Origin of the sequence: Aquabacterium sp., assembly GCF_021768455.1 — a bacterium.
Taxonomy (GTDB): domain Bacteria; phylum Pseudomonadota; class Gammaproteobacteria; order Burkholderiales; family Burkholderiaceae_C; genus Aquabacterium.
In genome coordinates this window covers 1-11543 of sequence record NZ_JAIZVX010000140.1, presented here as the reverse complement: position 1 = coordinate 11543, position 11543 = coordinate 1, and the positions used below count along the sequence as shown (strand labels likewise).

The following is an 11543-nucleotide window of genomic DNA, read 5'->3' as shown; positions in this document are numbered from 1 at the left end:
AGCAGTTCCATCAGGCGCTCGGTGGCGCCTGCGGCACGCAGGATGTCGCCATAGACCTCGGAGAGCGCGGCCACCGAACTCAGCAGCAGGATGGCGTAGACGATGGTCTGGCCCAGGTGGCCAGCGGTGATGCGGCCTTCCATGACGGCCTGCGTGCCCTGGTAGAGGCCCCAGAGCAGGGCGCCGGTGGTGGCGGTGATGATGAAGGCCACCAGCACGGCGCGGGCGCGGATGCGGCGCACACCGGTGCTGAAGGCACCTTCGGTGGCCTGGTCGAATCGGGCGGCCTCGCGGCCTTCCGCCGTGTAGCTCTGCACCACGGGCACGGCGTTGAGCACCTCGGCGGCAATCGCGCTGGCGTCGGCCACGCGGTCCTGGCTGGCGCGCGAGAGCTTGCGCACCCGGCGGCCGTAGGCGATGGCGGGCAGCACCACCAGCACGAGCCCGCCAATCAGTTGAGCCATCACATAGGGGTTGGTGATGACCAGCATGCTGAGTGCGCCGATGGCCATGATGGCGTTGCGCAGGCCCATGGAGAAGCTGGAGCCCACCACGGTCTGGATCAGTGTGGTGTCGGCCGTGAGGCGCGAGAGCACCTCGCCGCTTTGCGTGGTCTCGAAGAAGGCGGGGCTCTGGCGCAGCACGTGGGCGTAGACGGCACGCTTGATGTCGGCCGTGATGCGCTCGCCCAGCCAGGTGACCGAGTAGTAGCGCGAGGCGGAGAACACGCCCATGGCCAGGCCCACGCCAAACAGCGCGAGGAAGTGTTCGCGCATGGCCATGACGCGCTCGCCGGGGTCGGGCGCGACCATGCCCTGGTCGATCAGGGTGCGCAGGGCAATCGGCAGGACCAGGGTGGTGAGGGCCGCCATGACGAGGAAGACCAGGGCCAGGATCAGCCGGCCACGGTAGGGCTGCAGAAAGGGGCCGAGGCCCTGAATGGACTTGGCCGACTTGCCGGGAGCAGGGGTGCGCGTGGTGGTGGACATGGTGCGTGAGCGTGAGGTGTGCGCCCATTATCAGCCTTGACAATATTTGCATAGTCAAATAAATTGAGAGCCATGTCTGATCCCTCAAGCATTCCGCCCGATTCGCCGGCCCCGCAGGGGCCGTCGGGTGCGCCACCCTTGCCCTCGCCGCTGCCCGTGCCTTCGCCGGAGGCCCTGATCGCCAGCCAGACCCTCGCCGATGCGCCAGAGGCCGACCAGCCGGGTGAGGCGCCAGCTGGTGGCCCGTTTTATGGGCAGGCGGTTTACCCGCGAGAAGACAGCGTCGGCTACCTTCTTCGTGCCGTGATGCGCCTGTTCGTCAGCGAGATCGACCACCGCCTGGAGGCCGTGGGCCTGACCAATGCCCAGTGGGGGCCGCTGTACATGATGCTCAAGTACAAGTCGACCACGCTGGCCGAGCTGTCGCGCGAACTGCAGACCGACCCGGGGGCCCTCACGCGCACGCTGGACCGCCTCGAAGCCAAGGGTCTGTGCCGGCGAGAACGCTCGACCGAAGACCGCCGCGTCGTCAACCTGGCCCTGACACCCGATGGCGAGGCCGCCATGGCACCCGTGCCCGGCGTGCTGTGCGAGGTGATGAACAGCTACCTGCAGGGTTTCAGCCATGCGGAGTGGCAGTCGCTGCTGGATTTCCTGCGCCGCATGAAGGCCAACGCCGAGGCCGTGCACAGTGGCCAGTTGCCGGCCGATACGCCTTGCATCGAGCCGGCGGCCAGGCCTTCGGCCGGCGCTGGCTCGGGCGACTGAGGCTGCGCGACCATTTTGGGGCGAGTGGGCCGTATCGCCAGCCAGCCCCGCCGATTTCCTTGGAGTGTTCATGTCTGAACCCACGATGCATCAGGGGCCACGCCTGCCCTGGCGCCCGCTGAGTGCCTTGCTGTTGCTGGCCCTGGGCGCCTGCGCCACCCAGCAGGATCTTCAGCCCGCCGTGAAAGCGCTGCCAGCCACCCAGTTGGGCCTGAGCGAGCCTCAGCCAACCTCGTCGGCCGAACAGCCCCAAGCCTGGTGGCTGGCCATGGGTGACGAGGGGTTGAACCAGCTCGTCCAGCGCGCGCTGGCAGAGAACCCCAGCATGGCTGTGGTGCGCACCCGCCTGCAGCGTGCCCAGGCCACCGCGGACGTGGTGGGCGCCGCAGACAAGCCCAGGCTGCAGGCCAGCAGCGAGGTGAGCCGCCAGCGTTTCACCGAAAACGGGCTTTATCCAGCCCCCATTGCCGGGTCGGACCGCACCATCGGCACCCTGCAGCTGGAAGGCAGCTGGGAGCTGGACCTCTTCGGCAAACAGCGTGCCGAGCTCGAAGCGGCCGTGGGCCAGACCCGCGCGGCCGAGGCCGATGCCCAGGCCGCCCGCCTGCTCTTGTCGACCCAGGTTGTGCGCACCCACCTGCAACTCGCCCGGTTGCTGGCCCAGCGCGAGGTGGCCCAGCGCACCCTGGCGCAGCGTGAAGAGGTGCTGGGCCTGATCCGCCAGCGGGTGCAGGCCGGCCTGGACACCCATGTGGAACTGCGTCAAGGCGAAGGCAACCTGCCTGAGGCCCGCCAGCAGATCGAGGCCCTCGACGAGCAGATCGCCGTGGCCCGCCATGCCCTGGCGGCGTTCACAGGCCAGGCGCCCGATGCCCTGCGCACGCACACGCCCGCCCTGGTGCGGCTGCAGCCGATGGCCATGCCCGCGGTCTTGCCGGTTGACCTGCTGGCCCGCCGTGCCGATGTCAACGCCGCCTTGTGGCGCGCCCAGGCCAGTGGTCACGAGGTCGACGCCGCACGCGCCACCTTCTATCCCAATGTGGACCTGCGCACCTACGCCGGCTACAACGCCATCGGCCTGGACCGCCTGCTGCAGCCCGGCAGCGTGCAGTGGGGCCTGATCCCGGCCATTCACCTGCCGCTGTTCGATGCCGACCGCCGTCGCGCCAGCCTGCGCGGCAAGATCGCCGAACAGGATGCGGCCGTGGCCAGCTACAACCAGACCGTGCTGCAGGCGGCGCAGGAAGTGGCCGACCAGTTGGGCATGGCCCAGTCGGTGGCGCGCCAGCAGGCCGAGCAGCGCCAGGCCCAGGCCAGTGCCGAGGCCGCCTACGCCCTGGCCCTGCAGCGCTACAAGGCCGGTCTGGGCAGCTACCTGACGGTGCTCAGCGCCGAATCGGGCGTGCTGCGCCAGCGTGGCCTGGGTGTCGACCTGCAGGCCCGCCTGATCGATGCGCAAGTGGGCCTGGCCAAGGCCCTGGGCGGCAGCCTCGATGGCGCGCCCACCACCTCATCCCCATCCGCTTCATCTTCTTCACAGACCCCGCGCGTGGCGCTGGGTGGAGACCGTTCATGAGCCAGGCCCCTTCTTCCCTCGACGCGACCCAAGCCAAGGCCGGCGCCCCAGCCACCCGCAAAAAGGCGCTGAGCGCCGTGGCCGCCCTGGCCCTGCTGGGTGGTGGGGCCTACGCCGCCTACTACTTCCTCGTGGCCAACCACTACGAGCACACGGACAACGCCTACGTGCAGGCCAATGTCATCCAGATCACGCCCCAGGTGGGTGGCACGGTGCTGGCCATTGGTGCCGACGACACCGATCTGGTCAAGGCGGGGCAGGTGCTGGTCAGGCTGGACGCGGCCGATGCCCAGGTGGCGCTTGATCAGGCCAAGGCCCAGCTGGCCCAGACCGTGCGCGAGGTGCGCACCCTGTTTGCCAACAACGCCGGCCTGCAATCGCAGATTGCGCTGCGCCGGGCGGACGTCGACAAGGCCCGCAATGAACTGGCCCGCGCACAGGACGATGTCACCCGCCGCACGCCCTTGCTGGCCACCGGTGCGGTGGGCAAGGAGGAATACAACCACGCGACCGCCCAACTGGCCTCGGCGCGCAGCGCGGTGGCGGCGGCCGAATCGGCCCTGTCTGCGGCGCGCGACCAGCTCGCTTCCAACCAGAGCCTGACCGAAGGCACCTCGGTGACCGAGCACCCCAATGTGGCCCGGGCCGCGGCCCGCGTGCGCGAAACCTGGTTGGCCCTGCAGCGCGTGAGCCTGCCGGCCCCGGTGGACGGTTATGTGGCCAAGCGCAGCGTGCAACTGGGCCAGCGCGTGCAGGCCGGTGCGCCCCTGATGGCCCTGGTGACGCTCAACGACGCCTGGGTGGACGCCAACTTCAAGGAAAGCCAGCTGCAACGCGTGCGCATCGGTCAACCGGCCACGCTCACGGCCGACGTCTATGGCAGCAAGGTCACTTACCACGGCACGGTGGTCGGTCTGGGCGCGGGCACGGGCGCGGCGTTTTCGCTGCTGCCGGCCCAGAACGCCACGGGCAACTGGATCAAGATCGTGCAGCGGGTGCCGGTGCGCATCGTGCTGAACGCCGACGAGGTCAAGGCCCATCCGCTGCGTGTGGGCCTGTCGATGGAGGTGGAAGTGGACGTGGCCAAGCAGGATGGCCCCGTGCTGGCCGCCGCCCCGCGTGCCCAGGCCGTGTCGCAAACCGTGGTGTACGACCAGTTGCAAAAGGATGCCGATGGCCTGGTCAGGCAGATCATTGCCGCCAACCTGGGCCGCGCCGTGAGCGTGGCCCCTTCGGCACACAAGGGAGTTTGAGGTGAGCGAGGCCACCGCCGAACCTGGTGCCGCGCCGGCGGCGCAGGCGCCCACGCCAGCCAAGCCTGCCGGCCATCCGCCGCTGACCGGATCCGACCTGGCGCTTGGCACGGTGGCCCTGTCGCTGGCCACCTTCATGAACGTGCTCGACTCTTCGATCGCGAACGTGTCGCTGCCGGCCATCGCCGGCAACCTGGGCGTGAGCCCCACGCAAGGCACCTGGGTCATCACCAGCTTTGGCGTGGCCAATGCCATCTCGGTGCCGCTCACGGGCTGGCTCACGCAGCGCTTCGGCGCCGTGCGCCTGTTCACGCTCAGCGTGCTGCTGTTCGTGCTGGCATCCTGGCTGTGTGGCCTGGCCACCTCGCTGGAGATGCTGATCGGGTTTCGCGTGCTGCAGGGCCTGGTCGCCGGGCCGATGATCCCGCTGTCGCAAACGTTGCTGCTGAGCAGCTACCCGCCGGCCAAGGCGGGCATGGCGCTGGCCATGTGGGCCATGACCACGCTGGTGGCGCCGGTCACCGGGCCTTTGCTGGGCGGCTGGATCACCGACAACATGTCCTGGCCCTGGATCTTCTACATCAACATCCCGGTGGGCCTGGGTGCGGCACTGGTCACCTGGCGCATCTACCGCACGCGTGACACCCCCACAAGCAAGCTGCCGATCGACACCGTGGGCCTGGCCCTGCTGGTGCTGTGGGTGGGGGCGCTGCAGATCATGCTCGACAAGGGCAAGGAGCTGGACTGGTTCGAGAGCTCGCAGATCGTGATCCTGGGCCTGGTGGCGCTGGTGGGCTTCGTGGTCTTCCTGATCTGGGAGCTCACGCAGGACCACCCCGTGGTGGACCTGCGCTTGTTTGCCTCGCGCAACTTCGCCGTGGGCGTTGCCACGCTGTCCATCGGTTACGGGCTCTTCTTTGGCAACGTCGTGCTGTTGCCGCTGTGGCTGCAGCAGTTCATGGGCTACACGGCCTCGGCCGCGGGCATGGCGGTGGCACCGGTGGGGCTGCTGGCCATCCTGCTCTCGCCCCTGGTGGGCAAGAACGTGAGCAAGGTGGACCCGCGCAGGCTCGCCACCGTGGCCTTTGCCTTCTTTGCCCTGGTGCTGTGGATGCGCTCGGGCTTCACGGTGCAGGCCGACTTCGCCACCATCATGGTTCCCACCATCCTGCAAGGCGCGGCGCTGGCCTTCTTCTTCATTCCGTTGAGTGCGATCACGCTCAATGGCATTTCGCCGGATCGCATCCCTTCGGCCTCGGGCCTGAGCAACTTCGTGCGCATCACGGCGGGCGCCATGGGCACCTCCACGGTCACCACGATCTGGGACAACCGCGCCCAGATGCACCACCTGCACATGGCCGAGCACGTGACCCGCACCGACGGCCCGGCGGTCGAGACCTTCCAGTCCTTGTCCAACCTGGGCATGGGATTCGAGCAGGCCGCGGCGCAGATCACACGCCTGATCGACCAGCAGGCCTTCACGCGCGCCGCCGACGACGTCTTCCTGGCCTCGGCCTTCCTGTTCCTGCTGATGATCCCGCTGGTGTGGATGGCGCGCCCGCGCAAGGGTGGGGCCGCGGTGGATTCGGGCGCGCACTGACCCGGCGCCAGGTGAGCCCAGGGCTCAGCCCGGCACGGTGTAGTGCGCGTCGCCCATGAGGTCGATGCCGCAGGGCAGGTTCTCGACCCATTGGATGAACTCGCCCACGGCGGCGCCCTTCAGCGGTGCCCCGTGTTGCGGCACGATCATGTGGATGGGCAGGGTGCGCACCATGCGGGCCCAGCTGCGCAAGATCTTGTTCGACACCATGTAGCGCCGGTGGAAGGCGTCCATGCCCTTGGGCAGGGGCGTGAGCGAGGTGATGGGCTGGCGGGCCTCTTCGCCCGTGGTGAACGACACGCCCAGGTCGCCCGAGAACAGGATGCGGCTGACCGGGTCGTAGAACTGGAAGTTGCCCTCGGCGTGCATGAAGTGCGCAGGCAGGGCGATGAGGTCATGGCGCCCGATGCGGATGCGCATGCCCGGATCGGGGATGCCGACGATGCGGCCCGTGGTTTTGCCCGGCTTGCAGAAGTGCGGCACGAAGCGTTCCCACAGCGTTGACACATAGAGCTTGGCCGTGGGCGTGGCGGTCATCCAGCGGTCGAGCGAGGCGATGATGTCCGGGTCGGCGTGCGAGGCCAGGATGGCCGAGAGCTTCTGCGGCGAGAAGTGCCGCGTCATGCCCAGGTAGAGCTCGCTGTAGGCCAGGTTGCCACCCGGGTCGATGATGGCCCCGCAGTCGCCATCGACGATCAGGAACTGGTTGGACTGCACGGCCTCCCCACCCTCGTTGCTGGTGTCGGAAAACATCAGGCAGGCGTGCCCCTGATCTCGGAACAATTCATAAGGCATGGGGACTCCAGGGCCGTGCTCCGCCACATGGGGAGGTGGGCCGGAGCGAGGCTACCGAAACAGGGGGGCTGGAGCTTGATGTTTGTCAAGGTTCAGGCGATGCCGAAGGCGGCCTGTACCTTGGCGATGACGCCCGGCTGGTCGGCGGCCACCACGACACGCTGCGGCATGCTGCGCAGCCAGGTCACCTGGCGCTTGGCCAGCTGCCGGGTGGCGGCGATGCCCTTTTCGGTCACCTCGGCCCGCACCTTGGGCTGGTGCAGGTCCAGGCCTGCATCGAGCGCTTCCCACACCTGGCGGTAACCCACGCAGCGGATGGCGGGGAGGTCGGCGTGCAGCGCCGGGCGCTGGCGCAGGGCTTTCACTTCGTCGACGAAGCCGGCGTCCATCATCTGCTGGTAGCGCAGCGCCACGCGCTGGTGCAGCCAGCTGCGTTCGGTGGGTTCCAGCGAGACCACGATGGCCTGGTGTGCTGGCTCACGCCCTGAGCCACCGGCATCCCGCTTGTGGAAGTGCGACAGCGGCTGGCCGGTGCTGTGCCAGACCTCCAGCGCACGCTGGATGCGCTGGGTGTCGCCCGGGGCCAGGCGGGCGGCCGTGACCGGATCGACCTGGGCCAGCTCGGCGTGCAGTGCGGCGGGGCCCAGCTCGCGCATGCGGGCATCGAGCCGGGCGCGCACGACCGGGTCCGACGATGGCATGTCGTCGATCCCATCGAGCAGGGCCTTGAGGTAGAGCATGGTGCCGCCCACCAGCAAGGGCGTGCGGCCGCGCGCACGGACCTCGTCGATCAGGCGCAGCGTGTCCTGCACGAAGCGGGCGGCGCTGTAGGCCTCGGTCGGGTCGAGGATGTCGATCAGGTGGTGGGGCACCTGGGCCAGTTCGGCGGCACTGGGCTTGGCGGTGCCGATGTCCATGCCGCGGTAGACCAGGGCCGAATCGACGCTGATGACCTCCAGCGGGACGCGCTGCGCCAGCGCCAGGGCCACGGCCGTCTTGCCGCAGGCGGTGGGGCCGGTGAGCACCCAGGTGGGGGCAGAGGAGGCGGGCGTGGTGTTCATGGACGCAAGCTGATTCGTCAGGCCGCGGCCGAGACCAGGCCATCGCGCTGCACCCGATGCAGGGCCACGCGGGCCGTGATGGCGGCGCCCAAGGCCATGTTCAGGGTCATGGGATACAGGGTGCCGCTCCAGCCGGGCAGGGCGCTCCAGCCTGAGAGCAGCACGCCCACGGCGAAGGCCACGGCGGCCAGCACAAAACCCGAGAGCGCCGATGCCGCACCCGCCTGGTGAGGGAAGGCTGCGACCACACCGGTCTGGCCACAGGGTTGGTGGATGCCGTGTGCAAACGAGTACAGCCACATGCCCGGCAGCAGCGTCCAGAACGGCACGGGTTCGGCCCGGCTGTACTGCCAGGCCGAGAGCCCGGCCAGCCACAGACCCGCAGCGATCGACACCAGGCCAGCCTTGCGCACCGTGCCCACGAGGCCATGGGCCGGCAGGTGGCGGCGGCAGAACCAGGTGCCGCTGAGGTAGGACAGGGACGTGCAGGCCATGATGACCCCGTAGCCCGTGCGCGAGACGCCCAGCTGGTCGATGAACACGAAGGCCGACAGGGCCAGGTAGCCGTAGAGGCCTCCGTAGGTGGCCGACGTCAGCATGGCATGGGCGCGGAAGGTGGGGTGGCGGGCGATGTCCCACCACTGGCCGGCCATATTGCGCCAGCGCAGGCTGTGCTGGCGTCGCTCATCGGGCAAGGTCTCTGGCAGCCAGCGCCACACGAAGGCCAGCAGGATCATGCCGCACAGGGCCAGCAGGCCCATGGTGGCACGCCAGCCCCCGTGGGTGGCGGCCAGGCCGCCAAGGATGGGGCCGACCAGCGCGATCACGCCCAGACCTGCCATGCCCTTGGTCATCATGCGGGCGCCGTCTTCCGGGGCGTAGAGGTCGCGCACCATGGCCCGCCCGCAAACCACGGCAGCCGAAAGCGCCGCGCCCTGCACGGCCCGGGCGGCGATCATCACGGTGAAGGAATCGGCCAGTGTCGCGGCCAGGCTGGCCAGCACATACAGGCCCAGGCCCCAGCGCAGCACCGGGCGGCGCCCGATGCGGTCGGCCACGGGGCCCCAGATCAGCTGCCCGAAGCCAAAGGCCAGGATGAGCACCGAGAGCGTCCACTGTGCCAGCGACGGCGTCAGGCCCAGTGCGCGCTGCATTTGCGGCAGGGCGGGCAGGTAAAGGTCGGTGGTGACCGGCTGCAGGCCCAGCAGCATGCTGAGCGCGGCAACGATCACCCCGTTCGGGATGCCCAGCGGGCCGCCACGCGACTCAGAAGCGCTCATCGGGCCTCAGGAAGCGCCATTGCCCCAGCGGCAACTTGCCCAGGGCGATGCGCCCCATGCGCACGCGCTTGAGGCCGATCACGTGCAGGCCCACCAGCTCGCACATGCGGCGGATCTGGCGCTTGCGGCCTTCGCGCAGCACGAAGCGCAGCTGCGATTCGTTCTGCCACGACACCTGGGCGGGCTTGAGCTGGCGGCCATCGAGTTCAAGGCCGAAGCGCAGGGCTTCCAGCACCTCGGGCGGCACCAGGGCCGAGACGTCTTCGGCCCCAGGGTGGTCGACCGATTCCACGCGCACCAGGTATTCCTTCTCGATGCCCGAGTCTTCGCCGATCAGGGCCTTGGCGATGCGCCCGTCCTGGGTCAGCACCAGCAGGCCGGTGGAGTCGATGTCGAGGCGGCCAGAGGGCGCCAGCTGGCGCAGGTGGCCGCGGGTGAGCTGCAGGGGCAGCTTGTCCTCCGACCAGCGGTTCTCCGGTCGGATCAGCACGGCGGCGGGCTCGTAGCCGTCTTCCGCCTGACCGCTCACGTAGCCGATGGGCTTGTGGATCAGGATGGTGACGCGTTCGGCCTGCTGTGTGCGCGCCAGCGGATCGATGCTGACCTCGACATCGGGGGCGACCCGGGTGCCGAGCTCGTCGACCACTTCCCCATTGACACGGACCCATCCCTGTTCGATCCACTCGTCGGCCTCGCGGCGCGAGGCCAGGCCGCGCTCGCTCATCAGCTTGGAGAGGCGGATGCGGCCGTCGTCGGGCGCCTGGCGCTGGGTGGCCTCCGGCGCGGGCGCCTGGGTGGCGTGGCCCTGGGTGCCATCGGCACGGCGGTGGTGCTGGCGCGGCGGTGCGGCGCGCGGGGCATCGGGGAAGCCGCCCTGGGTGCCGTAGGGCGAGCGGCGGTCATCGCGGCGCGGGCCGCGATCAGGGCCCTGGCTGCGGCGGTCGGTCCGGGGGCCACGCTCGGGTCGGTCACCCCATTCGCGTCGGCCGGCCGGCGGGGCGCTGTGCTCGCGTTCACCGCGGGCCAGGGCTTCCAGCGCAGCCTGGCGGGCGCGGTCTGCGTTGCGCGCGGCGGCTTCTTCGCGGGCCTGGGCGGCTTCGGCGGCGGTCATGCGCTTGCGCGGCACGGCGGCGCTGCCGCGCACCGGCGGTTTGCGGTCAAAGGGGGTGGCAGGCGCATGGCCCGGCTCGGCCTGATGCGGTTTGTTCAGGCTCAGTTTCTTGCGTTCGGTCATGGGGTGTCCGGGTAAGGCGTTCAGCGGCCGCGCATGAACAGGGCGTCGAGTTCACGCAGCGTGAGCTGGCGCCAGGTGGGCCGCCCGTGGTTGCACTGGTCGGCCCGTTCGGTGGCTTCCATGTCGCGCAGCAGGGCGTTCATTTCAATCAGGGTGAGCTGTCGGTTGGCGCGCACGGCGCCATGGCAGGCCATGGTGGCCAGCAGCTCGTGCTGGGCGCGGCGCACCACGTCGCTGGCATCGAGCTGGGCCAGTTCGGCCAGCACCGAGCGGGCCAGGGCCACGCCATCGGCCTGGGTCAGCGCCAGGGGGATGGCGCGCACGGCCAGTTTGCCGGGCCCGATGGCGTCCACGTCCAGGCCCAGGGCGAGCAGGGCGTCGCGCTGGGTTTCGGCCGTGGCCATCTCGTGAGGCGTGGCGGCAAAGGTCAGGGGGATCAGCAGGGGCTGGCTTTCGAGCTGGGCGTTGGCCAGCTGGGCTTTCAGGCGCTCGTAGACCACGCGCTCGTGGGCGGCGTGCATGTCGACGATGACCAGGCCCTTGGCGTTTTCTGCGAGCACATAGATGCCGCCGATCTGGGCCACGGCGCGCCCCAGGGGCCACTCCTGGCTGGTGTCCAGCGGGCTGGCGCCGAGCTTGGCCAGGTTGGCGGGCAGGCCATCAGCCAGCAAGGGGGCGCTGGTGTCCTGGGGGGCGGACGCCGGTGCGGCAGCCTGCGTGGAGGCCTGTGCCAGGTCGGTACGCGCAGCCTCCTGCGATGCGGGGCGAGCGATCTCGTCCACGGCGTGCTCGGAGGGCACCAGCCGGGGCAGGTTCAGGCCGGCGAAGGCATCGGGGATGTGGGCTTGCTGTGGCGGCAGGTAAGGCGCGGGGCGAGCTTCCTGGGCCGGCCAGGCGCCACCGGAGGCGCTCAGGCCTTCTGTGTTTGGGGTGGCTGCACTGGGCCAGCCTGCCCAGCGGCGTTCGGGCGGGGCATCGGGCGTGGCA

At 69.7% G+C, this 11543-nt stretch carries 9 protein-coding genes and 1 pseudogene; 4 read left to right on the top strand and 6 right to left on the bottom strand.

The features are described 5' to 3' along the window. The coding region (locus tag QZ994_RS15850; protein WP_290873762.1) for an ABC transporter transmembrane domain-containing protein at window positions 1-989 on the bottom strand (989 nt) is incomplete at its 3' end. 72 nt (window positions 990-1061) lie between these two features. Here QZ994_RS15850 and QZ994_RS15845 point away from each other — a divergent pair. The 4 genes from QZ994_RS15845 to QZ994_RS15830 all read left to right on the top strand — a co-directional run bounded on the left by QZ994_RS15845 (window position 1062) and on the right by QZ994_RS15830 (window position 6186). After that, window positions 1062-1757 carry a MarR family winged helix-turn-helix transcriptional regulator gene (locus QZ994_RS15845; RefSeq protein WP_290873759.1) on the top strand — a complete coding sequence of 232 codons (696 nt, stop codon included), beginning with the start codon at window positions 1062-1064 and terminating at the stop codon, window positions 1755-1757. A 70-nt stretch (window positions 1758-1827) separates the two neighbouring features. After that, a complete protein-coding gene (locus QZ994_RS15840) occupies window positions 1828-3333 on the top strand; it encodes an efflux transporter outer membrane subunit (RefSeq protein ID WP_290873757.1) in 1506 nt (501 codons plus the stop codon). Continuing rightward, complete coding sequence (locus QZ994_RS15835) at window positions 3330-4586, top strand: HlyD family efflux transporter periplasmic adaptor subunit (protein WP_290873754.1); 1257 nt, start codon at window positions 3330-3332, stop codon at window positions 4584-4586. Before QZ994_RS15840 ends, QZ994_RS15835 begins: the two co-directional genes overlap by 4 nt. A gap of 82 nt (window positions 4587-4668) precedes the next feature. Next, the gene (locus QZ994_RS15830) at window positions 4669-6186 is read left to right on the top strand and encodes a DHA2 family efflux MFS transporter permease subunit (RefSeq protein ID WP_290873765.1); all 1518 of its coding nucleotides are present in this window, start codon (window positions 4669-4671) and stop codon (window positions 6184-6186) included. A 24-nt stretch (window positions 6187-6210) separates the two neighbouring features. On the opposite strand, the gene QZ994_RS15825 is transcribed toward QZ994_RS15830, so the two are convergent. The 5 genes and pseudogenes from QZ994_RS15825 to QZ994_RS15805 form a co-directional block, all read right to left on the bottom strand. Beyond that, entirely contained in the window at window positions 6211-6981 is a 771-nt protein-coding gene (locus tag QZ994_RS15825; RefSeq protein WP_290873751.1) for an MBL fold metallo-hydrolase, read from the bottom strand. Between the two features lie 92 nt (window positions 6982-7073). Continuing rightward, window positions 7074-8042 (bottom strand): tRNA (adenosine(37)-N6)-dimethylallyltransferase MiaA, encoded by a 969-nt coding sequence (gene miaA, locus QZ994_RS15820; RefSeq protein WP_290873750.1) that lies wholly within the window; start codon window positions 8040-8042, stop codon window positions 7074-7076. A gap of 17 nt (window positions 8043-8059) precedes the next feature. Then, entirely contained in the window at window positions 8060-9322 is a 1263-nt protein-coding gene (locus QZ994_RS15815; protein WP_290873747.1) for a multidrug effflux MFS transporter, read from the bottom strand. Further along, a complete protein-coding gene (locus tag QZ994_RS15810) occupies window positions 9309-10556 on the bottom strand; it encodes a pseudouridine synthase (RefSeq protein WP_290873744.1) in 1248 nt (415 codons plus the stop codon). The genes QZ994_RS15815 and QZ994_RS15810 overlap by 14 nt, the downstream gene beginning before the upstream one ends. A gap of 20 nt (window positions 10557-10576) precedes the next feature. After that, window positions 10577-11543: pseudogene (locus tag QZ994_RS15805) on the bottom strand (hypothetical protein); the annotation flags it as partial.

What these genes read in the sequence shown, in the direction of transcription:
- QZ994_RS15845 (WP_290873759.1), top strand. Translation starts at nt 1,062, where the DNA reads ATGTCTGATCCCTCAAGCATTCCGCCCGATTCGCCGGCCCCGCAGGGG.
- QZ994_RS15840 (WP_290873757.1), top strand. Translation starts at nt 1,828, where the DNA reads ATGTCTGAACCCACGATGCATCAGGGGCCACGCCTGCCCTGGCGCCCG.
- QZ994_RS15835 (WP_290873754.1), top strand. Translation starts at nt 3,330, where the DNA reads ATGAGCCAGGCCCCTTCTTCCCTCGACGCGACCCAAGCCAAGGCCGGC.
- QZ994_RS15825 (WP_290873751.1), bottom strand. Translation starts at nt 6,981, where the DNA reads ATGCCTTATGAATTGTTCCGAGATCAGGGGCACGCCTGCCTGATGTTT.
- miaA (WP_290873750.1), bottom strand. Translation starts at nt 8,042, where the DNA reads ATGAACACCACGCCCGCCTCCTCTGCCCCCACCTGGGTGCTCACCGGC.
- QZ994_RS15815 (WP_290873747.1), bottom strand. Translation starts at nt 9,322, where the DNA reads ATGAGCGCTTCTGAGTCGCGTGGCGGCCCGCTGGGCATCCCGAACGGG.
- QZ994_RS15810 (WP_290873744.1), bottom strand. Translation starts at nt 10,556, where the DNA reads ATGACCGAACGCAAGAAACTGAGCCTGAACAAACCGCATCAGGCCGAG.